Source organism: Vibrio sp. H11 (assembly GCF_004804295.1).
Classification (GTDB): domain Bacteria; phylum Pseudomonadota; class Gammaproteobacteria; order Enterobacterales; family Vibrionaceae; genus Vibrio; species Vibrio ostreae.
Genome location: NZ_SSHN01000002.1, coordinates 321,149 through 346,638 on the forward strand (window position 1 = coordinate 321,149; position 25,490 = coordinate 346,638).

Sequence of the window (25,490 nt, forward strand, 5' to 3'; positions counted from 1 at the left end):
GGCAGGAAATCCAGATGGAAGAGATAATGTTATTTCCGCTCAGTTCGGTTGTTTTACCCGAAGGTAAGATGAAACTGCGTATTTTTGAGCCAAGATACAAACGTATGGTGGCGCAATGCAGCAAAACCGCCAGCGGATTCGGGATCTGTTTGTTCGATAGCAAAAGCGCAGGAAAAGCAAATCCTCTTTCCGAATTTGGTACATGGGTGAAAATTGTCGACTTCGAAACGCTCGATGACGGCCTGCTGGGCATTACCGTGGTGGGAATGAAACGCTTCGTGATCCGCAAGATCCGGGTCGAGCACGACGGGTTGCGCCGCGCGAAAGTGGAATGGTTGCCGAACTGGCCAACTCAGCAAATGCCAGAGCGGGAAGTTTTCCTCAGTCAGCATCTGCAAAAGTTGTATCAGGAGTTTCCGCAGATCGGCAGTCTGTATGATCATCGTTTCTTCGATGATGCCAGCTGGGTCAGTCAGCGCTGGTTGGAACTGTTGCCGCTGTCTAACGGTCAGTTTGATGAACTGGCCCAGCAGGAAACCTGCCACAGCGCGCTGGCCTTCCTGAATCAGGCTATCGAAGCGTACGACGACTGACTCCCTCCAACGTGACCGACGGCCATCCGCACTAACAGAAAAAGCTGGCACTATAATGAAAGCAGGGTGCCTGACCGCTTTGCTGTGATCTGAATGGATACTCAGCTCGTACAACAGGCGATAGGTGCAGGAAGGCCTGAATTTCAGGCCGTTAAGGACAGGACATCTCATGACTAATGTGAATCCACAAACCTTCAGCCGTCAGGACTGGACCAAGTGTATGGAGAAAGTGAAACAACGCGATAAGGAAGCTTTCGCAGTTATCTTTCATTATTTTTCTCCGCGGCTGAAACAGTTTGTTTTCAAGCATCTGGGTAACGAGCACGTCGCCGTTGAACTGGTTCAGGAAGCGATGACCACCGTATGGCATAAAGCCTATCTTTTTGATGGCTCAAAAAGTTCGTTATCGACCTGGGTCTACACCATTGCACGTAATTTGTGTTTTGACCTGATGCGTAAACAGAAAGGCAAGGAGCCTCATGTCCTTGCCGACGATATCTGGCCGGGAGATTTCTGCCCGCCTGACCTGGTTGAGCACTACGCTCCGGAGCATGAAATGCTCAAAGAGCAGGTGCTTAAATTTCTCGACACTCTGCCGGAAGCGCAGCAAAAAGTGGTACGTGCGGTTTACCTTGAGGAAATTCCTCATCAGCAGGTGGCCGACATGTTTGACATTCCGCTCGGTACCGTCAAATCACGCTTGCGTCTGGCAGTGGAAAAACTCAGAACTTCAATCGATGCGGAGCGGCTATGAGCTACCATCCAGATTTTTCATTACTTGAAGCCTATGCCCAAGGCTCTATCGATGCCATTCATGGCGTGTCTGTGGCCACTCATCTAGAGATGTGTCCACACTGCCGTCAGCAAACCCGGCAATTGGAAGAGCATTGCGGAGATGCACTGCTCAATTTAGAAATGACATCCAGTCAGGCATCCGCGGCGCCCACTGCCGATGCCCACTGGCAGCAGATGCTGGAGCAGATTTTTGCCAGTGATGCGCCTGCGCGGCCCAAGCTGACCCGGGCCAAAGCGCCGGTTGTGTCGGTCAACGGCCGTCAGATTGCCGTTCCACGGGCGCTGAAGCGCTTTGTGAGCGCCGATGCGAAATGGCGCAGTTATGGCGGCAAGGTGTTCAGCCTGGCGCTGCACAGTGATGACAACACGCACATGAATCTAATGTACATCAGTGCCGGTGTGAGTATTCCTCAGCATACTCATCTGGGCACGGAATCAACGCTGGTGCTGCACGGCGGGTTCAAAGATGAAGACGATCATTATGACGCCGGTGATTTCATTCTGCGTGATGGCAGTGTGCATCATTCACCCCAAACCGCTCAGGACCAGGACTGCCTGTGTCTGACGGTACTGACTGAGCCGATGCTGTTTACCCGTGGTGTGGCTCGGCTGTTTAATATGTTTGGCAAAGGGCTTTATCCATAAGAACCTTATATTCAGGGATTGTCTTGCTGGGATGTTAAGCCTAAAAGTCACCCTCCTGATTTGTTACTCCTGCTGGCCACTTTGTGGCCTTTTTTTTGTCCCGACCACACTTCTCTGGCATTTCTGCGCCGGGTTCAGTGTATGATGCATGAGTATTCAATCTATTACATAAAATCACACTATGTCGCACCAAAGTATGTCTCAGCCTATTGATAAAAAAACGTTTCTCAGCTTGTTTGCCACGGTGTTTCTGCCGATGTTTCTGGCCGCGGTGGATCAGACTCTGCTGGCCACTGCTACTCCGGCCATGGTCAGTGAGCTGGGTGACATCCAACTCTCTTCCTGGATTGCGGTTGGCTATATGCTGGCCGGTGCGGCTTCTGTGCCGATATATGGCTGGCTGGGCGACCAATACGGTCGTAAACGTATGCTCGGGATTGCGCTCAGCATTTTTGCACTTGGCTCTTTGGTCTGCGCTCTGGCGGTCAACATGCCGGGCTTAGTCGCGGGGCGGATTATCCAGGGTTTGGGCAGTGGCGGCCTGATGAGCCTGTCACAGGCGCTGATTGGCGAACTGGTCGCGCCGCGTCAGCGTGCACGTTTTCAGGGCTACTTTTCGGCGTTGTTTGCGCTGTCGAGTATCGGTGGCCCGGTGCTGGGCGGGGTGATTGTGACTTATCTCTCCTGGCAATGGCTGTTCTGGATTAATCTGCCGCTGGTCGCGCTGGCGCTGTTTCGTTTATCGCGTCTGCAGTCGAGTCAGGTTAAAAGTGCCAGAAGCCGTATCGACGTTTTCGGGTTATTGCTGTTTCCGACCCTGATGACAACGATTATCTACTGGCTGTCGGCCGGTGGTCATTACTTTGCCTGGGGATCAGAAACCAGCCTGCTGTTACTTGGTGTGTTTGTGTTGTTAGTGGTGAGCTTTGTGTGGCAACAAAAGCGGGTCCGTCACTCTTTTCTGCCTTTACCTTTGCTGGTGCGTAAAGAGATTCATGTGCCTTTGATTTCGACGTTTCTGTTTGCTTCCTGTTTGTTTGGCCTGGTGTTTTTCCTGCCGATTTTTATGCAAATCGGCCTGGGCGTCAGCGCGGCCCGCTCCGGCCTGCTGATGATCCCGCTTTCGGCCGGCATTATTACCGGCTCGTTTATCACCGGTAAACTGATTGCCCGCAGCGGAGTACCAAAATGGATTCCGGTGTGCGGCATGAGCGTCAGTACCCTGGCATTTCTGACGTTAGCTACGGTCGATATGGGGCCGAATGCGGTCAGTGCGGTCGGTTTTTTATGCTGCCTCGGGCTGGGCACTGTGATGCCATCGACCCAGGTGCTGATACAGACCGTGGCTGGTAAAGCCAGCCTGGGGCGGATTACCTCTATGGCGGCGCTGTCGCGCTCGCTGGGCGCGTCAGTCGGTACGGCGGTATTTGGTACCCTGATTTACTCGCAAATCCCCGGTTTTGATGCCAGCAGCTCAATCAGTACCTTACTGGAGACGCCTCAGGACGTAGTGGCCGATGCGTTCCAGACCGGCTATCTGCTGGCGGCGTTATTTGCGTTTACCTGTGTGCTTAACGCGGCGCGCGCGCCGTTGATTCAGCTTGATGACTACAGTTGGGCGACGGAAAAAAGCGCATAAAAAAACGGTCTCAGCTGAGACCGTTTTTTGTCTGGGTTGCGCCGCCGTGAAGGGGCGTAACCTATCAGGCCAGACCCTGAATGATCACGAATTTCTCTAACAGCTCTTCTTCTGTTTCAACGTGGTTCGGATCAACAATGATGCATTTAGTGATCGGACACACCGACTGACAGGTCGGCTTGTCATAGTGACCTTTACATTCGGTACACAGATCCGGATCAATCTCAAAGATGGACTCGCCCATTGAGATGGCGCCGTTCGGGCATTCCGGATCGCACATATCACAGTTAATGCACTTATCAGTGATCAATAAGGCCATCTTATTTGCCTGTTGGGTTACGGGTATCCTGACCAGCGTTAAGGTTCCGCATCAGCAGAGCGTAGTTCAGATCCATATCCTGCGGCATCGGAATGTAAACGAAGTGGCCGTTGCCTTTCGCATCGTCAATCGCTTCGCCTTTACGGTTTTCCATCGCTTCCAGAGTGAAAACAACGTTACCTTTTGGCGTCATCAGCTCCAGGCTGTCGCCCAGAATGAATTTGTTCTTCACTTCCACTTCCACCATGTCGCCACGGCGTTTACCGGTGAACTCACCGACGAACTGCTGTGCGTCAGAGACAGAGTAGCCGTAGTCGTAGTTCTGGTACGCGTCATGTGTGTGACGGCGCAGGAAGCCTTCGGTGTAACCACGGTGCGCCAGGCTTTCCAGTGTGCCCATCAGGTTCTCATCGAACGGTTTTCCGGCCACAGCATCATCGATCGCTTTGCGGTAAACCTGAGCAGTACGTGCACAGTAGTAGAATGATTTGGTACGGCCTTCGATTTTCAGTGAGTGCACACCCATCTTGGTCAGGCGCTCAACGTGTTGTACCGCACGCAGGTCTTTGGAGTTCATGATGTAAGTGCCGTGCTCATCTTCATAAGCGGCCATCTTCTCTTCCGGACGGTGGCTTTCAGACAGCAGGACAACGTCATCAATTGGCTTACCACGACCGATGGTGGTTTCCGGACGCTCTTCCTGTACTTCAATTGCCTGAGCGGCATTCGGATCGAATTGTTCAACGATTTGACCCGCTTCGTCTTCTTTGCCTTTCTCAACTTTGTATTCCCAACGACAGGCGTTGGTACAGGTGCCCTGGTTCGGGTCACGTTTGTTGATGTAGCCAGACAGCAGGCAACGACCTGAGTAAGCCATACACAGCGCGCCGTGGACGAATACTTCCAGCTCGGTTTCCGGACAGTGCTCACGAATCTCTTCAATCTCTTCCAGAGACAGCTCGCGAGAAACGATAACGCGCTCAACGCCGTTAGCTGCCCAGAATTTCACGGTTGCCCAGTTGACCGCGTTGGCCTGTACGGACAGGTGAATCGCCATGTCAGGGAAAGCTTCACGTACCATCATGATCAGACCCGGGTCAGACATGATCAGTGCGTCCGGACCCATATCAACCACAGGTTTCAGATCGCGGATGAAGGTTTTCAGCTTCGAGTTGTGCGGCTGGATGTTACAGACCACGTAAAAGCGTTTGCCCTGGGCGTGCGCTTCATCGATACCGATTTGCAGGTTCTCGTGGTTGAATTCGTTGTTACGTACCCGCAGGCTGTAACGCGGCTGGCCTGCGTACACAGCATCTGCACCGTAGGCGAACGCGTAACGCATGTTTTTCAGGCTACCTGCCGGTGACAGCAGTTCAGGTACGAAAGTTTTCTCAGTAGTCATTGCTTCTTTATCTCAATCTGATCTCAAGTCAGGCCAATGCCACCTGATGGCATTGGAAGGGGCGCAAATTTTACGTCAAAATGTGAGCCATGACCAGTTGAGATTGCAGGTGATAAGAGAGGATGAGCTGACAGAGTGATTGCTGCCAGGTGGATAACGACTGTCTCAAAAAAATCAGGCCGGTCACAAGGGACCGGCCTGACTCGGGGAGGGGCTTAAGCGTCGGCTTGCGGCAGGCCGCCTAAGGCGTCGAACAGATTCGGCAGGAAGGCGGAAAATTCACCGCACATCAGCGAGAAATCGGCATCGAAACGCGCCGCCTGATCTTCGCGCGGAATGTCTTCGTTTTCATCTTTCAGTTCATCGCTGAAGGTGATGCGTTTGATGCTGCAGTCTTCGGCCAGAATAAAGCTCAGCCGATCCTGCCAGTTGACAGACAGCTTAGTCACCACCTTGTTGGCAGCGATGTGATTGAGAATCTCATCGCTGGTCAGCTCCTGTTTTTTACAACGCACTACGGCGCCGTCATCGAGAGTCGATGTCAGCTCGGCTTCATCCAGCAGGTTGAAACCTTGCGGCAGGTTGCCGTCTTTGACCCATTGGGTCAGGGTGGTTTCGACGGCCACTTCCGGGATAGCCGGAACCACAGGCAGGCTGCCCATGGTTTTACGCAGCAGCGCCAGCACGTCTTCGGCTTTTTTGTAGCTGCTGGCGTCGACCAGAATCAGACCTTGCGAGGGCATGATCAGCACAAAGGTGTACTGGCTGCGGCTGAACGCGCGTGGCAGCAGATCGATGACGATATCGTCTTTGATATTGTCTTTTTCTTTCTTTTTCAACGGACGGCCTTCTTCGGCTTCCATTGCTTCAACTTTGGCATTGAGTGAGTCTTTGATCACCGAGGCCGGGAGCATTTTTTCTTCTTTCTTGGCGCAGATGAGAATGCGGTCTTCACTGACGTGAGTCATCATGTCGCCATGTTTGCCCATCGCATGTACCCAGCCGAATTTCTGTTTGTCCTGGCTGCCACAAGGGGTGAAGCGAAACTCTGCCAGTTGCTGTTCCAGCTGGTCGGCATTGAAGTTGATATCGCGGTTGACGCGATAGACCATACAGTTTTTAAACCACATATCTATTTCTTTTCCTTGTTCGAAAGCGTGACATCATAGGACATCTCTCTGGCAATGTCTCACGGCGAATTCAAAAAATTGCCACCCGAAACCAGGTTGATATAACGATGAATTTGATAAGAAAGTTATATTAAAAATTGTTTGCAAAGGTCACAAAAGTGTCATAATCATTTCTCATAATGCACAGCGTTGATTAAATAAAAAGGTTATTCAATTATGTCTAGAAGGATTCTGGTTGTTGAAGACGAAGCGCCGATTCGTGAAATGCTGTGTTTCGTGCTTGAACAAAAAGGTTATCAGGCAGTGGAAGCCGAAGACTATGACACTGCGGTGAATAAACTGGCTGAACCCTTCCCTGATCTGGTTCTGCTTGATTGGATGCTGCCTGGTGGCAGCGGCATTAACTTCATCAAGCATATGAAACGTGAAGAGCTGACACGCAACATTCCGGTTGTGATGCTGACCGCACGTGGTGAAGAAGAAGATAAAGTCCGTGGCCTGGAAGTCGGCGCTGATGACTACATTACCAAACCTTTCTCTCCTAAAGAGCTGGTGGCTCGTCTCAAAGCGGTCATTCGCCGTGTGACGCCAACGGCACTGGAAGACGTGATTGATGTGCAGGGCCTGAAACTGGATCCGGTCTCGCACCGTGTGACGGCCAATGATGATGCATTGGATATGGGGCCGACCGAATTCAAAATGCTGCATTTCTTTATGACGCACCAGGAACGGGTGTACAGCCGCGAGCAGCTGCTGAACAACGTCTGGGGCACGAACGTTTACGTGGAAGACCGTACCGTTGATGTGCATATCCGTCGTTTGCGTAAAGCACTGGAAGAAGCGGGTCACGATAAGCTGATCCAGACGGTGCGCGGCGCTGGCTACCGTTTCTCAACCAAAGCGTAAGGGGACTGACGCCGGTCCTGGATTCCGCCGAATCGGATGCGGCATGAAGACATTATGGTTGAACGTTTAACTTGGAAAAAGCTGGCCTGGGAGCTGGCTTTTTTTTACCTGCCCTGGATTGTGGTCGGGTGGATATTCGGCTACATGCCGTGGTTGCTGTTGGCGGCCACGGCTTTGCAGCTTGTGTGGCATTTACATAACCAGATGCGACTTTCTGCCTGGCTGTGGGATGAAAAGCGCCTCACGCCGCCCTCCGGGTCCGGTAACTGGGAGTCGCTGTTTAACGGCATTTACCGCCTGCAGCAGCGCCAGCGCAAAAAGCGCAAAGAACTGACCAATCTGATCCGTCGTTTTCGCAACGGGGCAGAATCGTTGCCCGATGCGGTGGTGGTGTTTCGAGGTGAAGGCAACATTGTGTGGTGTAACCGCCTGGCGCAGCATCTGCTCGGCTTTCGCTGGCCGGATGATGCCGGACAGCCGATCTCAAACCTGATCCGTACTCCGGATTTCATCAAATACCTGCAAAAAGGTGACTTCACTGAGCCGCTTGACATGCGTTCGCCGCTCAATGTGGAACGTTCGCTCGAACTGCGGATCGTGCCGTATACCGAGGGCGAGCACCTGATGGTGGTGCGTGATGTCACTCAGCTCAAGCAGCTGGAAGGCATGCGGCGTAACTTCTTTGCCAACGTCTCGCACGAACTGCGCACCCCGATGACGGTGCTGCAGGGGTATCTGGAGATGACCGAAGACCCGGATATGCTGGTCGGCCCGATGTGGCCGAAAGCGCACGGTGTGATGACCGAGCAGCTCAACCGCATGAACAGTCTGGTCAGCCAGCTGCTGACGCTTTCTAAAATTGAAGCCTCGCCGATTCACGAGCTGGACGAAGTGGTTGATGTGCCGTCGATTCTGGAGATTCTGGAAAAAGAAGCGGTCAGCCTGAGCGGTGATGATCAGCATCAGCTCCATTTTGAGGTGGATAAAAAACTGCGCGTGCTGGCGGATGAAGATCAGCTACGCAGTGCGATCTCAAATCTGGTGTATAACGCGGTCAAATATACTCCGCCTGGCGCCGAGATCAATGTGCGCTGGTATCAAAGCCCGCAGGGCGCCTGTCTGGAAGTGGAAGATAAAGGCGACGGTATCGAGCCGCAGCACCTGCATCGTCTGACTGAGCGTTTTTACCGCGTTGACAAAGCGCGCTCGCGTGACACTGGCGGCAGTGGTTTAGGGCTGGCGATTGTGAAACATGCCTTGTCGCATCATGACTCTCATTTAGACATCAAAAGCCAGGTTGGTGTCGGCAGCCAGTTCTCGTTTGTGCTGCCCAAGCGCCTGGTGGTGAAGTAAGCATGTGGAAAAAAATAACTCTGTTGGCGCTGCTGGCGGCCTGTTATGGCCCGGCGTCGGCACAGGCCTTAAGTAATAATGGCGTAAGTGACTATGACTTAAGTGACAATGGCTTAAGTGACTATGACCTAAGTGACTATGAAAAGACGCCCGGCGTGGCCGGTAACCTGCTTACGGTTGGTTCCGATACCTTAGCCGGAATGACCACCTTGTGGGTGGAAGAGTTTAAATCGATTTACCCCAATGTGATTGGTCAGGTGCAGGCATCCGGCTCAGCCACTGCGCCACCGGCGCTGACCGAAGGTACCGCTCAGTTTGGTCCGATGAGCCGGCCGATGCGCAGCAGCGAAATCGAAGCGTTTGAGCGCACCTATGGCTATAAACCGACGGCGCTGCGGGTGGCGATTGATGCGATTGGTATCTTCGTGCATCGTGATAACCCAATCAAAGGGCTTAATTTCACTCAGCTCGACAGTATTTTTTCCGCCACTTTGCGCTGCGGCGCGACCGAGTCGGTCGAACGCTGGGAGCAACTTGGTTTGTCTTATGAGTGGGCGAAACGTGGTATTCAGATGTTTGGTCGTAACTCGGTGTCCGGTACGTATGGCTATTTTAAGCAAAATGCGCTGTGCGGCGGTGATTTCAAACGCAGCGTCAACGAACAGCCGGGGTCGGCTTCGGTGGTGCAGTCGGTGGCTTCGACCATCAACACCATAGGTTACTCCGGGGTCGGTTACCGTGTCTCCGGGGTCAAGTTACTGCCTATTGCGGTAGAAGGTGAGCAGTATGTTGAGCCGACCCGCGCTAACATTTTGTCCGGTGACTATCCGCTATCGCGCTATCTGTACGTTTATATTAACAAGAATCCGACCCGCGAGCTGAGTCCGGTTGAGCGTGAATTCATCCGCTTTATCTTCTCCAGGCAGGGGCAGGACATAGTCGCGAAAGATGGATATCTGCCTATCTCACCGGATCTGGTTCATCAGGAGCTGCACAAGGTCGGTATCGAATAAATCAACGCCTATTGCTCCGCTTGTGCCCTCGCAAACGCAACAAGCCAGCACAGTGCTGGCTTGTTTTATGTTAGCAGTCCGTCTTGTTTGACCTGCGATGTTTTACTCTTTGTCAGCCGATAGCTAGAAGCTCAGTTGCCAGCCGGCATTATGCCAGTACTCCTGTTCACTGAGCAGGTCAGCATGCAGCAGCTTGTTGTTCTCCAGCCACTCTTTTTCTACGCATTTGAGCTGCCATTCGTCGTCTTTGATGTTAAGACTTAGCTCAGGTAACGGGTCGTCATTGCGCTGACCATTAACCACAATGGCCAGGCGCAGCACCCGGATAAGGCCAAGAATATGTTTTTTCTTGAACAGGGAAAAATCAGCCATTTCATTGAGTTTTAACGCTTTGCGCTGGAATCGGGCCAGCGTCGACAGCACCAGTTGTTGCTCGCTGTTAAAGCCGGGCATGTTGGTGTGGTGCAGTATGTAGGCTGAGTGACGGTGAAATGCCTGCAAGCTGATACTCAGACCGACTTCATGCAGCAGGGCGCTCCATTCCAGCAAATCGAACAGTTCGTTGTTCTTTTTCAGCCCCAGTTCAGCGGCGACCTGATCGAGAAATTCGCGTGCCTGGCCTTTGACCTTGGCGGCATGTTCCAAATCAACCAGATGTTTAGTCGCCAGGTTTTCCGTGGTGCGCAGGCGAATATCCGAATACTTGAACCTGTCTTCCATCTCATACAGCAAGCCTTCACGCAGCGCGCCGTCGGAGAAGTACATCTCTTTGATCTTAAGGGCGTGGAAAATCGCACTCAGGATAGCGACTCCGGCCGCAAATACCGGCTTACGATCTTCGGTCAGACCGGAGAGCTGAATATCGTCAATCGAGTTCCAGTCACACAGTTTGTCGATCAGTTTACCCAGCCGCTCCTCGGTAATGATGCCATCATCAAATCCGAGGCCGATCAGCACTTCGTGAATCGCTTTGACGGTACCGGATGAACCAAAGGCGATCTTCCAGCCTAGTTTGCGGTACTTACTGGCTATCGATTCCAGTTTCTGTTCGGCTGCCAGCATCGCCTGAGCAAAATTCTTCTTCGACAGTTTGCCGTTAGAAAAATAGCGGTCGGTATAGGAGACGCAGCCCATCTGTTTGCTGTTGACCAGCTCGGCATCAAAGCCCTTGCCTATCACCATTTCGGTACTGCCGCCGCCGATATCGACCACCAGCATCGATTCTGCCTGGGGCTGAGTATGCGCCACTCCGAGGTAGATAAGGCGCGCTTCTTCTGTACCGGGAATAATCTCGATTGGGTAGGGCAGCACTTGCTGCGCGCGTTGCAGAAAGATGTGCGCGTTATTGGCCTGACGCAGGGTATGCGTCGCGGCGATACGTACATTGTCGGCATCAATGCCCTGCAGACGCTCGGCAAACATCGCCAGACACTCGAGGCCGCGCTCTATCGATGCGTTATCGAGATTGTGCTGCTCATCCAGACCTGAAGCGAGACGGACCCGCTGTTTGTGGCGGCTGATCAGCTGTAAATCCTGGTCAACGACTTTAGCCACCACCATGTGAAAGCTGTTCGATCCTAAGTCAATCGCGGCGATTTCGCGTGTACTGGTCTCATCCCGAATTGAACTATCACCTGACACGTGTTCAGGCTGCGTGTCATTCACGCTGTCGGTTGCAGGCGTATCGTTACCAGGCGTCGTATTGTCTGGCTGATCGTTGTCTGGCTGATCGTTTTCAGTCTTAGCGTGGTCAGGCGTGCTGCTGGGCTGAGTCATGGATATCTGCGGATCCCTTATGCTTACGTGTTTGTTTTTCTACATTTTTAAGATAGTCATAAATAGCCAGTTGTGAACGAACTTTCTTTCGGTTACCGCGGTTAACGTAGCGGTTACTCATTTCTTTATCGATCACCCGTGCTTTGACGGTATCCGTAAACTGTAGATTGATGATGTCTATAATACGCTGTTTCAGCCGCTCGTCACGCACTGGTGCGGTCACTTCGATACGGTGATCAATATTACGTGTCATCCAGTCAGCAGAAGAGATATAAACCTTGGGATTGCCTTCATTATGTGTGATCAGGACCCGCGGGTGCTCCAGGAAGCGATCGACAATACTGATGATACGAATGTTATCGCTGATGCCTTCTAAGCCGGGCACCAGAGAACACATGCCGCGAATGAGCATCTTTATCTGCACGCCGGCACTGCTGGCGGCATACAGTTTATTGACCAGGCCGGGGTCGACCAGGTTGTTGACTTTCAGGGTAATCGCTGCTTTTTTACCCGCCAGGGCATGCGCGGTTTCCTCATCGATCAGACGGTACAACTGGTTACGTGAATTGCGCGGTGAGACAATCAGATGATTGAAATTCACCGGGCGGAACGGATTTTCAATATAGCCGAACACGTTACGCACTTCGTTGGTGAGATCTTTGTCGGCGGTCAGCAGAGAAAAGTCGGTATAGATACGCGCGGTCTTTTCGTGGAAGTTACCGGTGCCGATATGGGCGTAACGGATAAATTCATTCTCTTCACGGCGGGTGATCAGCAGCAGTTTGGCGTGGATTTTCATCCCCGGTGTACCAAACACCACGTGCACGCCGGCTTCTGTCAGCACCCGTGACCATTCAATGTTGGCTTCTTCATCAAAACGGGCCTGCAGTTCGACTACCACCACGACATTTTTGCCGTTATGGACCGCATCAATCAGCGAGTTCATCAGACGAGAGTCTTTGGCCACACGGTAGATATTGATCTTAATGCTGACCACTTTCGGGTCAAAGGACGCCTGACGGACCAACTCGGTAATGTGTTCGAAGCTGTGGTACGGGTAGTGCAGCAGGATGTCCTGCGCTTTGATGGCGTCAAACGCATTCAGGTAGCCTTCAAAATCGGCGCACTTGATTGGCGGCAGCGGACGGTTTTCCAGATAGTCGCGTCCCACGTTCGGAAAGCCGATAAAGTCTTTAAAGTTGTGATAGCGCCCGCCCGGCAGCAAGCTGTCGTAATGGGAAATCTGCAGCTTTTCACACAGGAAATTGAGCATCTGCTCCGGCATATCGCGCTCGTAAACAAAACGCACTGGCATCGCGGTCAGGCGCTGGTTAAGGCCTTCCGACATCAGCTCCAGCAGGCTGTATTCCACTTCATGACTGAGATCGTATTCCGCATCGCGGGTCATTTTGATGGCGTAGCCATTGAGCGAGTCGTAATCGAAAAAGCCGCGGAAAATATCGTCCAGGCAGTAACGGATGATGTTGTCGAGCAGAATGATGGTCTTGCGACGTTTACCTTTCTGTTCCGGCACCATGACAAAACGCGGCAGGTGATCGGTCGGAATTTCGATCAGCGCATAATGGGATTCGTCGCCTTTTTTCATGTCGGTGGCGATATAGGCGTATTCATCTTTGAGAAACTGCAGCACATCAATGTCATCTTTCATCAGCAGCGGCGTAATGTGCGGCAGCACTTCTTTATGGAAATACTTGCTGATCCAGCGCTGCTGCGCTTCATCGAGCTGGGTTTCATTGACCAGGAAAATACGCCGCCGTGCCATCTCAAGAATGATGTCATTATACAGGTTGTCGAAATCCTGATTGAGTTTGAATGCTTTGCTCTGCATGCGACTGAGCAGGTGTTTATTGGAGTCATTGCCGCCGCGTTCGCGGTTGATCAGAATACGTCGTTTTACATCGGAGAAGCGGACTTTATAGAATTCATCCAGGTTGTTGGAGAAAATGCCCAGAAAACGGATACGTTCCACCAGCGGCACGGTCTTATCGGCGGCTTCCTGCAGCACCCGCTCGTTAAAAGAGAGCCAACTTAATTCTTTATCGATATACAACTTTTCCGCGCTCATGACTTACCTACTGACTTGTTCTGGTGATTTTGTGTCGGGTTAAAATGACTTTTTAATGATTGTTTAGTTATTAACCCTGGGGTATTCATTGCAAATTAGTTTTTAAATATGACACTTTTATTGCAAAAGTGCGTACTCTCTATAGTTGTTTTATTTTCAGTTGTTTAATGTGATCTGTAATATAATTGTCACTTAACAGACCTATAATCTTGTACTTGAGTATCTTCAATAAATGCACTGCGCAAACCGGTCGCCATAAGGTTTACAGGCACTCTGTCACCCAGGCCGGATTTCACCGCTGAGAGTCACACTCTTCAGGCGTTCCCCTTCAGACAGGTTAAGGCCTGCTCGTATTCGGGCGTGCAATCGCATTTTGATGACATTTTCGTGTAGCGGAGCGGCAGAGGTAGAGGGATTGATGGCACAGGCCGAGTTTTCATTGAAAGAGCGGGATCAAAAACGAATTATTAAGGATCGTCTTGTCCGTCTTGCAGTGACTGGTGGTGGTGTCAGTGTGCTTGGCGCCCTGATTCTGATCTTTATCTATCTGGTTCTGGTGGTCCTGCCGCTGTTTTCTGATGCGAAACTTGAAACCGGCTATGCCAGTCAGCCGATTAACACGCCGGCGCCTAAGATGCTGGCGGTGGATGATTACGGTGAGCACGCGTTTGTCCTCAGCGCACAGGGCAAGGCCGAATTCTGGTCGCTCAATCATGAGCGCAGCCAGCCATTGTGGCGCGGATCATTGCCGTTGGAACCGGTGCAGTTTGCGGCTGGTATGGCCGATACGCGCTGGTTCGCCGTGACGGACGCGGCTAACCGGGTCTATATCGCCCGTCCCCATTTTACCAATACCGTCAGCGCGCAGGGGCGTCTGTTTATTCCTAAGTTGGAAGCGCTGCCGCTCGGTACGGACTGGCCACTGTTGCCGGAGTCAATTCATATTCAGCAACTGGCGCTGGCGGTCAGCGACAGCACGGTCTTTTTAGCCACTTACCAGTCGGATAATCAGGTTTCTGTGCATTGGGCTGAGCGGGGCAATCCGGCCATTCGTCATGACTTTACTTTTGCGGCCCCGTTTGACCAGCTTGATGAGATCAAGCTGACTCCGGACGGACGCACTTTATATTTGCGCACCGGTTCTGAGCTGGCGGTGGCAGTGCGCGACGGCCTGAATTACCGCGTGCGTGAGGTGATTGATCTCAGCCAGGGTCAAGCCGACCATGCTGTCAGTGCCATCTATCTGTTGTCCGGTGCCTACTCACTGCTGGTTTCCCATCAGGACGGACTGGTCACTCAATGGTTTGACGTGTTACGCGATGGTGAACGCCGCCTGACCCAGATCCGGGATTTTAAACTGGCCGAGCAGCTGCGTTTTATTCTGCCGGATACTTACAGTAAGGGCTTTTACAGTTTTTATCAGAACGGTACGGTGCAGAGTCACTACACCACCAGCGACAAACTGGTGGTGTTCGCCCGCGCCTATCAGCAGGTGCCGAAGCTGGCGGCGATGTCATCCAATGAACGCTATCTGGCGACGTATGATCGTGGCACCATCAGCGTGGCTGAGGTGGATAACGGCTATCCGGAAGTGTCATTCTCGTCTCTGTGGCAGAAAGTGTGGTACGAAAGCTACCCTGAGCCGCAGTATGTGTGGCAGTCGACATCAGCCAGTGATGATTTCGAGGCCAAATTCAGCCTGGTGCCGATTGCGTTCGGGACCTTTAAAGCGGCCTTGTATGCCATGCTGTTCGCGGTGCCGATAGCGGTGCTGGGCGCCATCTATACCGCTTATTTTATGGCCCCGAAAATGCGCCGGGTGGTCAAGCCGAGTATTGAACTGATGGAAGCGCTGCCGACGGTGATCATCGGTTTTCTCGCCGGGTTGTGGTTTGCGCCGATTGTGGAGAATAACCTCAGTGCGATTGCCGCGCTGGTGCTGTTTTTACCTTTGTCGGCGGTGCTGATAGGCCTGGTCTGGTCATCGTTGCCGAAAACCTGGCTGCGCAGAATGGCTGGTGGCTGGCATGCGCTGATCCTGATCCCGGTGCTGCTGGCGGTGAGCGTGGTGATTTTGTCGTACAGCACAGACATTGAGCGCTGGCTGTTTGGCGGCGACGTTCAGGTTTTTCTGGCCCAGCACGGTATCGATTTTGACCAGCGTAATGCGCTGGTGGTCGGTTTTGCCATGGGCTTTGCCGTGATCCCGACCATTTTCACCATCGCGGAAGATGCGATTTTCTCCGTACCGAAGCACCTCTCCGATGGTTCGCTGGCGTTGGGTGCGACACCGTGGCAGACCCTGATTCATGTTGTGCTGCTCACTGCCAGTCCGGGTATTTTCTCGGCGATGATGATGGGGCTGGGACGCGCAGTGGGAGAAACCATGATCGTGCTGATGGCGACCGGTAATACGCCAATCCTGGACTGGAATATTCTCGAAGGCATGCGCACCTTGTCGGCCACGATTGCGGTTGAATTGCCGGAATCAGAAGTGGGCAGCTCGCATTTCCGTATTTTGTTCCTGGCGGCGTTACTGCTGTTTATGTTTACTTTTGCGGTTAACTCGCTGGCGGAATGGGTACGTCAGCGACTGCGCGCTAAGTATCGTTCGTTGTAATGGGTTACCAATGAAATTAATGAGTTACCAATGAAATTAATAGGTTACCAAGGAAACTAATGGATTGCAGATGAAAATTTCGCACTGGATGAAATCCGGCGCGCCATGGATTTGGTTAACCGGTGGTGCAGTCAGCCTGAGTCTGATTTCGGTACTGGGGTTGCTGCTGCTGATCGGCTGGAAAGGGCTGACCTATTTCTGGCCGGCGCCACTTTACCAGTGGCAATCGCAAGATGGTCAGTATTTGGTGGGGCAGTTGTATGCATCGGAATCGGTGCCGGTCAGCCATTTGAAGGATATGGATATCGAGCTACCGGACGAGGTGATCGAAGCGGGCAGCGCGACACGGCTCAATATCAAAATTGCTAACCGTGAACTGTATGGCAGCGATTTTGTCTCTATGTTGGCGCTCAAGCTGAGTGAGCCGACCAAACCCGCCGGCTGGATGGTGATAGAGCGGGCCCGTGACGGCCAGTTTTACGGCAAGCCGCTTGGTTTTGAACAGGTTAATGGCAACATCAGCCCGCACATCGAGACCTTACTCAGCCAGGGGCTGGATCAGGCCGAGGAACTGCGCGCCGAGATGGATGGTGTGATTAATCAACAGATTCGCCAGATTGGTAATCAGGTCGAAAACCTGCGTCTTGAGCGGCGCCGTCATGAACTGAACGGCAAGCTAACTGACGACTATCTGGCTCGTTATCGTGAGCGCAAGCAAGCGCTGGATGCCAAGTTGGTTGAGGCGGAGCAGCACCTTGATTTTCTGCGCTCCCAGCTCAGTCATCAGGCGCTGCTGATGGAAGATATGCATGGTCTCAAGGTGCGGATTCCGCTCAGTCAGATTCTCGATTACTGGTTTCCGAATGACATGACGCTGGGGGAAAAAATTGCGCAGTGGGGCAAGCAGGTGTGGGTATTTCTGTCCGATGATCCGCGTGAGTCCAACTCGGAAGGCGGCGTTTTCCCCGCCATTTTCGGCACGGTTTTTCTGGTGCTGATCATGTCGGTCATCGTGATGCCGCTCGGTGTGGTGGCCGCGGTTTATCTGCACGAATACGCCAAAGACAATACCTTTACCCGCCTGATCCGGGTTGCGGTGATTAACCTCGCCGGGGTTCCGTCCATTGTGTACGGTGTGTTTGGCCTCGGCTTTTTTGTTTACACCATAGGTGCCTCGATCGACCAGCTGTTTTATGCCGAGCGTCTGCCTGCGCCGACGTTCGGGACGCCTGGCCTGTTGTGGTCAGCCCTGACTCTGGCCGTGCTGACGCTACCGGTGGTGATTGTGGCGACCGAAGAAGGCCTGACCCGGATTCCGCTCTCGGTACGCCACGGCTCTCTGGCGTTAGGCGCGACTCAGTTTGAAACCATCTGGCGCATTGTTCTGCCGATGGCCAGCCCTGCTATGATTACAGGACTGATCCTGGCGATTGCGCGTGCGGCGGGTGAAGTGGCACCGCTGATGCTGGTCGGGGCGGTCAAGCTGGCGTCAAGTCTGCCAGTGGACGGGGAATTCCCGTTTGTTCATCTGGAACGTAAGTTTATGCACCTCGGTTTTCATATTTACGACATCGGCTTTCAGACTTCGAATATTGAAGCGGCGCGCCCGCTGGTGTACGCGACCTCATTTTTGCTGGTGACAGTGATTGTGGCACTCAACCTCACGGCGATCAGCATTCGTAATAACTTACGCGAGAAATACCGAACTTTAGGACAAGATTAAATGCTTTCTGTCAATCAGGCGCTGGGTTACCAGGCGCCGCTCGACGTCAACAACTTAACCGATAAACAGACTGCGATTGCGATCGAAGGCCTCAATCTGTTTTACAAACAGACCCGGGCATTGAACGATATTTCGATGCGGATTCCCAAAGGCCAGGTCACGGCATTTATCGGCCCGTCCGGCTGCGGCAAATCGACCTTGCTGCGCTGCATCAACCGGATGAATGATCTGGTCGAAGGCTGCCGGGTCGAGGGCGAAGTCAAACTGCATGGCAAGAATGTTTACTCGCCGGACGTGGATGTGCCGACGCTGCGCCGCCGGGTCGGCATGGTGTTTCAACGCCCCAATCCGTTTCCGAAGTCGATTTACGAGAATGTGGTGTATGGGTTACGCCTGCAGGGGATTCGTAACAGCCGCGCGCTGGATGATGCCGCTGAGCATGCGCTGCGCGCGGCCGCCTTGTGGGATGAGGTTAAAGGGCGCCTGCATGAGAATGCTTTTGGGCTGTCCGGCGGTCAGCAGCAGCGCCTGGTGATTGCGCGTGCGATTGCGATTGAGCCGGAAGTTCTGCTGCTTGATGAACCGACTTCGGCGCTGGATCCGATTTCCACCCTGACGATCGAAGAGCTGATTCACGAGCTGAAAACCAAGTACACCGTGGTGATCGTCACCCACAATATGCAACAGGCTGCCCGGGTCAGTGACCATACCGCTTTTATTCATATGGGAAAATTGATCGAGTACGCAGATACCGATTCTATTTTTACTTCACCATTGAAAAAACAGACTGAAGACTACATTACTGGGCGCTACGGTTAATCGATAAAGGAATCAATATGCAATTAGGTCGTCATATCTCAGGACAGTTTAACGTGGAGCTGGAGTCGATCCGCACGCATGTGCTGACGATGGGAGGCCTGGTTGAGCAGCAGTTGTCATTTGCCATGCAGGCGCTCAATAAAGGTGATGAAGATCTGGCGCGCAAAGTGGTGCGCGATGACCATAAAGTCAATGCGATGGAAGTGTCGATTGATGAGGCGTGCACGCGCATTATTGCCAAGCGCCAGCCGACGGCAAAAGATTTGCGCTTGATCATGGCCATCATTAAGACCATCACTGATCTGGAACGAATCGGCGATGTGGCGACCAAAATTGCTTATGTGGCGATTGAGAGCCCGGATGCTAAAGAGAGTCAGTTTCATGTCTCGCTCGAACCCTTGTGTCGTCAGGCAATAGATATGCTGCATCAGGTGCTCGATGCGTTTGCGCGTATGGACGTGGAAGCGGCTGCTCTGGTGCATAAGCTGGATGACAAGCTCGACAAAGAGTACGAAGCGGTGATTCGTCAGTTGATGACTTACATGATGGAAGACCCGAAAAACATTCCGCATATTCTGCAGGTGATGTGGTCGGCGCGCTCCATCGAGCGGGTCGGCGACCGCTGCCAGAACATCTGTGAGTACATCATCTATTTCGTCAAAGGTAAGGATGTGCGCCACCTTGGCGATGAAGGCATCGATGACGCACTGCGTTAGACCTGAGCCTACACAAAGAACGGCGCGTATATAAAGAGCGGTGCGTACATCAATCGCTATAAATAACAGTGCCGACGCAAGCGATGCTGTTATCGTGCGGATTAATACTTGAGCGGCACCAGTGTCTGTTCTTCTATCGGCGAGCGAACATAGCCTTCCTTGTTGATTTCCGGCAGGTGGATGGGCGGATATTCAATGCTGCGATATTCGATGCTGCTGAGCAGATGGCTGATGCAGTTAAGGCGTGCACTGCGCTTGTCATCGGAAGGCACCACCCACCACGGGCACTGCTTGGTATCGGTGTAGGCGAACATCTTGTCTTTCGCTTTGGAGTAATCGGCCCAGCGGTGACGGGACTCCAGATCCATCGGACTGAACTTCCAGCGTTTAATCGGGGTTTTGATCCGCTCGAGAAAGCGCTTTTCCTGCTCTTCATCAGAGACCGAGAACCAGTATTTGAGCAGAATAATCCCGGAGCGCTGCAACATTCGTTCAAATTCCGGGCAGGAGCGCAGAAACTCTTCATACTCTTCGCCGCTGCAAAATCCCATCACTTTCTCTACCCCGGCGCGGTTATACCAGCTGCGGTCAAACAGCACGATTTCACCAGCCGCCGGCAGATGGGCTACATAACGCTGAAAGTACCACTGGGTTTTCTCTTTTTCCGTCGGTGCGGGCAGAGCGGCAACCCGGCACACCCGCGGATTGAGCTTTTCGGTGATACGCTTGATGACGCCGCCTTTGCCGGCGGCATCGCGGCCCTCAAAAATGACCACGACTTTGAGCTTTTCATGTTTGACCCACTCTTGCAGCTTAACCAGTTCAACCTGCAGCCGTTCGAGCTCTTTCTCGTACACTTTTCGTTTTAATTTGGTCATCGTTCACTCCTTTGATAAGCGCATATTAGCACCGACCTAATGCATCAACAGGCTTATGCTCCTGATTTGAGAGCTGATGCGGTATCGGCAATCGTCTGACGGTCGGTGACCGGTACCACAAAGTCATCCACTGCAGCGGCGCCCATTTTGCTCTGCGCGGCGATAAAACGCATCTTGCTGGCGCGGGTGGTTTTGCCCGACAGGTGCAGCTCAGTCACGCCGGTGTGCTGCGCCAGGAGCGGCGCATTGGCGGCATTCACCCCGGCACCCGCCATAATCGCAATCCGTCCGTTACTCTGCCTGACCAGCTCGGCGATAAGGTCGGCACCTTGCAGCGCCGTTGGCGCCTGACCTGATGTGAGCAGCCGCTCGCAGCCAAGCTCAATGATGCTCTCCAGCGCCTGCTGCGCGTCCTGACACTGGTCAAAGGCGCGGTGAAAGGTTACGCCAAGGCCAAGGCTGTGCGCCTGTTCGATCAGTTTCCGGCAGCGCTGTGTATCCACTTGACCATGTTCAGTCAGCAGTCCCAGCACGACGCCCTGCAATCCTGCCTGATGGGCAGCTGCGATATCGTATTGCATGCAGGCGATATCGTCAGCGTCGTAGAGGAAATCGCCCTGGCGCGGCCTGATCATAGCGTACACCGGGACACTGGAACGTTGCGCGGCCTGGCGCATTAAACCGAAACTTGGTGTCAGGCCGCCCAGGGCCAGTGACGAGCACAGTTCGATACGGGTGGCACCGCCAGCCAGAGCGTGCGGCAGAGATTCAATGGTGTCGATACAGACTTCGAGATGATAAGGCATTGTTTGGCGACCAGTCAGAAAACAGAGCCCAGATTGTAGCAAGGTTCGCTAGCGCAGAGGGCAGGAAATAGAGGTAAAGCGGATGGTGAGGCATTTCCGCCATTGCCTGAGCACAAGCCATTGAGTGAGGACAAGGCAAATAAAAAGCCCCGCTCGGTGAGCGGGGCTTTACAGACTTTACTTCTTAAACTGATTGGCGAGTTGTATCACTTATAATCCAACCACAAACCCGGTTTGAGCGCGGGCGTTTAAGAGGTGAATTATTTTTTGTTCAGGTCAGCAGTGTGCTCAGACAGGTAAGCAGCTACGCCCGCTGGAGAATCTTTCATACCAGCTTTACCTTCTTCCCACTGTGCAGGACATACTTCACCGTGAGTCTGGTGGAAGTTCAGAGCGTCAACCATGCGCAGCATTTCGTCGATGTTACGGCCTAGTGGCAGGTCGTTAACGACTTGGTGACGTACAACGCCGTCTTCGTCGATCAGGAAAGAACCACGGAAAGCAACGCCAGCTTCTGGGTGCTCAACATCGTATGCTTTAACGATTTCGTGCTTAACGTCAGCAACCAGTGGGTATTGAACTTCACCGATACCGCCATTCTCAATAGCAGTGTTACGCCATGCGTTGTGAGAGAACTGAGAATCGATAGAAACGCCGATTACTTCTACGCCTTTAGCTTTGAAGTCTTCGAAACGTTTGTCGAATGCGATCAGCTCAGATGGGCAAACGAAAGTGAAGTCTAGTGGGTAGAAGAAAACAACCGCTTTCTTACCTTTAGTGAATTCTGCGAAGTTGAAGTTATCAACGATTTCACCGTTACCTAGCACTGCTGCAGCAGTAAAATCAGGGGCTTGACGACCTACTAGTACCATTTTTTTGCTCCTAAGATTAATGGTTAGTTCCGGGTTACCAAGATTAGTTAACCCAGTCCGTATAATTGCGAGACAAACTATAGTACAGATTGTAGTATAGAAAAAAGCGAATTAAATAGATTAAGTTTATCGAAAAAAGCGATGAGCCAAAAATCTGCCGGCGAAAAAAACAGAAACAGAACAAAGACTAAACTTACGATGAATAAATGGCCCAGTTTAAAGCAGCTGCATTACCTGGTGACGCTCCATGAGACCCGTCATTTCAGTGATGCCGCCGAGCGGTGTTTTGTCAGTCAGTCGACGCTAAGTAAAGGGATTCAGAATCTGGAAGAGCTGATTGGCTGCCCATTGTATGAAAAGAAAGATAAAAAAAGCCCGCTGGTGTTTACCCAGGCGGGTGAAGAGGTGGTGAAACAAGGGCGCGAGCTGCTGGCGCGTGGCCAGGATCTGATGGAACTGGGTAAACAGTGTCAGGGCGACTTAATGGAAGGGCAACTCAAACTCGGCTGCATTCCGACCATCGCCCCGTTTTTGCTCGGCGATCTGGTGCAGGAAGTCAATGTGCACTATCCGCAGCTGCATCTGTTGCTGCGCGAAGACACCACCGCCAATCTGCTCACAGCCTTGCGTAACGGCGAGCTGGATGTGCTGCTGCTGGCACTGCCGATGGATATCGGCAGTATGGAAAGTCGCGTGGTCGGCCAGGATCCGTTCCGCATGGTGATCAGCCGTAAACAGGCGGACGCGATTCGGGTGCCGATCAAATATGATGACCTGCCGGACAACTCGGTTTTTCTGCTCGAGAATGAACACTGTCTGACCGAGCACGCAGTTTCGGCCTGTAAGCTGACGGATAAAGAGAAGATCAATCCGTTTACTGCCACCAGTTTGCATACCTTAGTGCAGATGGTGGCGAATGGTCTGGGGACGACCTTTATCCCGCAAATGGCGATCAAACACGGTTTACTTGATAACCAGAATCTGGTGGTGATCGACCCGCCCGGCCAGCAGGCATCGCGGGAAATTGGTCTGGTGTGGCGCCCGAGTTCTTCGCGGAGTCACACTTTTGAGCGTCTGGCGGAGGTGGTTTCGGAGCTGCTTTAGGTCTTCTCAGGTCGAGAATTGGCGTAGCCAGCGCCGCAGAGTGGTCGAATACTAGTGAAAATGCGCTGATATAGGCGCATTTTTTAGTATTAAACTCTGTTGGTGATTTTTTTATTGTAAAATTTTACAGAACATTCTGAGTGAACCTTTCATAAAATCGTAAAACTTCACAAAGTAAATTTTACACAAACTCCTTAGTCACCGGTTTTAAACCCGCTCGGGTCACTCTGCTGATACCCCGTCTGTGCAACCTCTGGCGATATTTCCCTCATCTGTATCTGCTGTTTGACCCTTTTTAACAGACTCAATTTCACTGTAATTTTATTACGTAATTAGTTACGGGTTTGCCTAGTGAGATACCCCTAAATCGGCAGCGGAATAAAACTTCGAATTTCAGCTTTGGTGGCTTGAGGGGGTTTTCGTTACTTCCTTGTTGGAGTAGATTTTAATTAAGTTTTTAGCACTTAAACCTCAGCCGCCGCAGCGCAACATTTAATGCAGTTTACCGCTGGCTGAGGAAAAGGAAGGTACTCACTGCCAAGAGGCGCAAGAAGCGTTTGTAGTTCAAAACTTACAAATGTTGCTTGTTAACGATTCTAAGGAAGGACTCATGCTTGCTCAAACGCCAGAACAAGGCTCTGCCTGTACTCAAGATAGCGCCGCAACTCAGCATACCGCCGGGCATCAATCAGGCGACAATCTGACCCGGCTCAATGTGACCGGCCATGTGACTCAGACCCAGGCGCAGATCTTCTCAAAACCAGTCCAGGCGTTTCTGGCTGACTTGTGTGCCTGCTTTGCGCCGCAGGTTGACGGGCTGCTTGCTGAACGCGAGCAGCGTCAGAGCAAGATTGATGCAGGGGCGCTGCCGGATTTTCTTACTGAGACGCAAGATATTCGCGAAGGCAGCTGGAAGATCCTCGGGATTCCGCACGATCTGCAGGATCGCCGGGTCGAAATCACCGGACCGACCGAGCGCAAAATGGTCATCAATGCCTTAAATGCCAACGTGAAAGTGTTTATGGCTGATTTTGAAGATTCGATGTCGCCGGCCTGGGACAAGTTACTCGACGGCCAGATCAATTTGCGTGATGCGGTGAATGGCACCATGAGCTACACCAATCCGGACAACGACAAGAGCTACCAGCTTAAGAGCGATCCGGCGGTACTTATCTGCCGGGTGCGCGGCCTGCATCTCAAAGAGAAACACGTTCAGTTTGACGGCATGGTGATCCCGGGCGCGCTGTTCGACTTTGCGCTCTATTTTTACAACAACTATCAGGCGTTACTGAAAAAAGGCAGCGGTCCGTATTTTTACCTGCCGAAACTGCAGGCGCATCAGGAAGCCAAATGGTGGAGTGAAGTCTTCCATTTTACCGAGTCCTATTTCGGTCTGGATACCGGCACGATTAAGGCGACCGTGCTGATTGAAACTCTGCCGGCGGTATTCCAGATGGACGAAATCCTGTTCGCGCTCAAAGAGCACATTGTCGGTCTGAACTGCGGACGCTGGGATTACATTTTCAGCTACATCAAAACATTGAAAAAGCATCCGGATCGTGTCCTGCCGGACCGTCAGGTCGTCACCATGGATAAACCGTTCCTGAGCGCTTATTCGCGCTTGCTGGTTTACACCTGTCACAAGCGCGGCGCGTTTGCCATGGGCGGCATGGCGGCGTTTATTCCGGCCAAAGACCCGCAGGAGAATGCGCGGGTGCTGGATAAAATTCGCACTGACAAAATGCTCGAAGCCACCAATGGCCATGACGGCACCTGGGTTGCGCATCCGGGCCTGGCCGATACCGCGATGGACGTGTTCAGTGAGGTTTTGGGTGAGCGCAGTAACCAGCTCGATGTCAGCCGGATGGCTGATGCACCGATTCATGCGGCGGACCTGCTTGAGCCATGCGAAGGGCCGCGCACAGAGCAGGGCATGCGCCACAACATCCGGGTGGCTCTGCAGTACATCGAAGCGTGGATCTCCGGCAACGGTTGTGTACCGATTTACGGCCTGATGGAAGATGCCGCCACCGCTGAGATTTCCCGCGCCTCTATCTGGCAGTGGATTCAGCACGGCAAAGCGCTGGATAACGGCCAGGTCGTGACCAAGCAACTGTTCCGCGCTTACCTCGCCGAGGAGATTGAGGTGGTCAGAGCGGAAATCGGCGAGGCACGTTTTCAGGCCGGCCGTTTTGAGCAGGCGGCCGAGCTGATGGAAAGCCTGACCACCAGTGATGAACTGAGTAATTTCCTGACCATACCCGGGTATGACTATCTGGATTGATGCCAGGATAC

The 25,490-nt window shown here is 52.6% G+C and carries 21 protein-coding genes; 13 read left to right on the forward strand and 8 right to left on the reverse strand.

Features of this window, described 5'->3' with window-relative positions:
* The first annotated feature begins 14 nt into the window (after positions 1 to 14).
* The 4 genes from E6C74_RS04210 (at position 15) to E6C74_RS04225 (ending at position 3,672) form a co-directional block, all read left to right on the forward strand.
* A complete protein-coding gene (locus E6C74_RS04210) occupies positions 15 to 593 on the forward strand; it encodes an LON peptidase substrate-binding domain-containing protein (protein ID WP_168796952.1) in 579 nt (192 codons plus the stop codon).
* 169 nt (positions 594 to 762) lie between these two features.
* Complete coding sequence (locus E6C74_RS04215) at positions 763 to 1,347, forward strand: RNA polymerase sigma factor (protein ID WP_136483446.1); 585 nt, start codon at positions 763 to 765, stop codon at positions 1,345 to 1,347.
* Entirely contained in the window at positions 1,344 to 2,033 is a 690-nt protein-coding gene (locus E6C74_RS04220; RefSeq protein WP_136483447.1) for a ChrR family anti-sigma-E factor, read from the forward strand. The genes E6C74_RS04215 and E6C74_RS04220 overlap by 4 nt, the downstream gene beginning before the upstream one ends.
* A 196-nt stretch (positions 2,034 to 2,229) precedes the next feature.
* Entirely contained in the window at positions 2,230 to 3,672 is a 1,443-nt protein-coding gene (locus E6C74_RS04225; RefSeq protein WP_136483448.1) for an MDR family MFS transporter, read from the forward strand.
* Positions 3,673 to 3,736: 64 nt separating this feature from the next.
* On the opposite strand, the gene E6C74_RS04230 is transcribed toward E6C74_RS04225, so the two are convergent.
* From E6C74_RS04230 to rdgC, 3 genes are all read right to left on the reverse strand, one after another.
* Positions 3,737 to 3,991, reverse strand: coding sequence for a YfhL family 4Fe-4S dicluster ferredoxin (locus E6C74_RS04230; protein ID WP_136483449.1), 255 nt, complete (start codon positions 3,989 to 3,991; stop codon positions 3,737 to 3,739).
* A gap of 1 nt (position 3,992) precedes the next feature.
* On the reverse strand, positions 3,993 to 5,393 hold the full coding sequence (yegQ, locus tag E6C74_RS04235; RefSeq protein ID WP_136483450.1) for a tRNA 5-hydroxyuridine modification protein YegQ: 1,401 nt from the start codon (positions 5,391 to 5,393) through the stop codon (positions 3,993 to 3,995).
* Between the two features lie 215 nt (positions 5,394 to 5,608).
* Positions 5,609 to 6,523, reverse strand: coding sequence for a recombination-associated protein RdgC (gene rdgC / locus E6C74_RS04240; protein ID WP_136483451.1), 915 nt, complete (start codon positions 6,521 to 6,523; stop codon positions 5,609 to 5,611).
* 216 nt (positions 6,524 to 6,739) lie between these two features.
* Between rdgC and phoB the strand changes: the two genes are divergently transcribed.
* Genes phoB through E6C74_RS04255 form a run of 3 tightly spaced genes read left to right on the forward strand, consistent with a single transcriptional unit; the run spans position 6,740 to position 9,795 of the window.
* Positions 6,740 to 7,429, forward strand: coding sequence for a phosphate regulon transcriptional regulator PhoB (gene phoB / locus E6C74_RS04245; RefSeq protein ID WP_136483452.1), 690 nt, complete (start codon positions 6,740 to 6,742; stop codon positions 7,427 to 7,429).
* A gap of 54 nt (positions 7,430 to 7,483) precedes the next feature.
* On the forward strand, positions 7,484 to 8,782 hold the full coding sequence (gene phoR / locus E6C74_RS04250) for a phosphate regulon sensor histidine kinase PhoR (protein ID WP_136483453.1): 1,299 nt from the start codon (positions 7,484 to 7,486) through the stop codon (positions 8,780 to 8,782).
* A gap of 2 nt (positions 8,783 to 8,784) precedes the next feature.
* Positions 8,785 to 9,795 carry a phosphate ABC transporter substrate-binding protein gene (locus E6C74_RS04255; protein WP_136483454.1) on the forward strand — a complete coding sequence of 337 codons (1,011 nt, stop codon included), beginning with the start codon at positions 8,785 to 8,787 and terminating at the stop codon, positions 9,793 to 9,795.
* A gap of 123 nt (positions 9,796 to 9,918) precedes the next feature.
* On the opposite strand, the gene ppx is transcribed toward E6C74_RS04255, so the two are convergent.
* A complete protein-coding gene (gene ppx, locus E6C74_RS04260) occupies positions 9,919 to 11,571 on the reverse strand; it encodes an exopolyphosphatase (RefSeq protein WP_136483455.1) in 1,653 nt (550 codons plus the stop codon).
* The gene (ppk1, locus tag E6C74_RS04265) at positions 11,546 to 13,657 is read right to left on the reverse strand and encodes a polyphosphate kinase 1 (RefSeq protein WP_136483456.1); all 2,112 of its coding nucleotides are present in this window, start codon (positions 13,655 to 13,657) and stop codon (positions 11,546 to 11,548) included. Before ppk1 ends, ppx begins: the two co-directional genes overlap by 26 nt.
* 418 nt (positions 13,658 to 14,075) lie before the next feature.
* Between ppk1 and E6C74_RS04270 the strand changes: the two genes are divergently transcribed.
* The 4 genes from E6C74_RS04270 to phoU all read left to right on the forward strand — a co-directional run bounded on the left by E6C74_RS04270 (position 14,076) and on the right by phoU (position 19,535).
* Positions 14,076 to 16,277, forward strand: a complete 2,202-nt coding sequence (locus E6C74_RS04270) for an ABC transporter permease subunit (RefSeq protein WP_136483598.1) — start codon at positions 14,076 to 14,078, stop codon at positions 16,275 to 16,277.
* Between the two features lie 76 nt (positions 16,278 to 16,353).
* The gene (gene pstA / locus E6C74_RS04275; RefSeq protein ID WP_168796959.1) at positions 16,354 to 18,000 is read left to right on the forward strand and encodes a phosphate ABC transporter permease PstA; all 1,647 of its coding nucleotides are present in this window, start codon (positions 16,354 to 16,356) and stop codon (positions 17,998 to 18,000) included.
* Complete coding sequence (pstB, locus tag E6C74_RS04280) at positions 18,001 to 18,819, forward strand: phosphate ABC transporter ATP-binding protein PstB (protein WP_136483458.1); 819 nt, start codon at positions 18,001 to 18,003, stop codon at positions 18,817 to 18,819.
* A gap of 17 nt (positions 18,820 to 18,836) precedes the next feature.
* Positions 18,837 to 19,535 carry a phosphate signaling complex protein PhoU gene (phoU, locus tag E6C74_RS04285; protein ID WP_136483459.1) on the forward strand — a complete coding sequence of 233 codons (699 nt, stop codon included), beginning with the start codon at positions 18,837 to 18,839 and terminating at the stop codon, positions 19,533 to 19,535.
* A 101-nt stretch (positions 19,536 to 19,636) separates the two neighbouring features.
* Here the strand turns inward: phoU and ppk2 are convergent, their stop codons facing one another.
* The 3 genes from ppk2 to E6C74_RS04300 form a co-directional block, all read right to left on the reverse strand.
* Entirely contained in the window at positions 19,637 to 20,413 is a 777-nt protein-coding gene (gene ppk2 / locus E6C74_RS04290; RefSeq protein WP_136483460.1) for a polyphosphate kinase 2, read from the reverse strand.
* Positions 20,414 to 20,466: 53 nt separating this feature from the next.
* Positions 20,467 to 21,219 carry a copper homeostasis protein CutC gene (locus tag E6C74_RS04295; protein ID WP_136483461.1) on the reverse strand — a complete coding sequence of 251 codons (753 nt, stop codon included), beginning with the start codon at positions 21,217 to 21,219 and terminating at the stop codon, positions 20,467 to 20,469.
* A 260-nt stretch (positions 21,220 to 21,479) separates the two neighbouring features.
* Positions 21,480 to 22,091 (reverse strand): peroxiredoxin C, encoded by a 612-nt coding sequence (locus E6C74_RS04300; protein ID WP_136483462.1) that lies wholly within the window; start codon positions 22,089 to 22,091, stop codon positions 21,480 to 21,482.
* A 198-nt stretch (positions 22,092 to 22,289) separates the two neighbouring features.
* Here E6C74_RS04300 and E6C74_RS04305 point away from each other — a divergent pair, with 198 nt between their 5' ends.
* Positions 22,290 to 23,195: a hydrogen peroxide-inducible genes activator gene (locus tag E6C74_RS04305; RefSeq protein WP_136483463.1), complete on the forward strand. Its 906-nt coding sequence runs from the start codon at positions 22,290 to 22,292 to the stop codon at positions 23,193 to 23,195.
* Between the two features lie 577 nt (positions 23,196 to 23,772).
* On the forward strand, positions 23,773 to 25,479 hold the full coding sequence (aceB, locus tag E6C74_RS04310) for a malate synthase A (protein ID WP_240798124.1): 1,707 nt from the start codon (positions 23,773 to 23,775) through the stop codon (positions 25,477 to 25,479).
* Positions 25,480 to 25,490 lie beyond the last annotated feature (11 nt).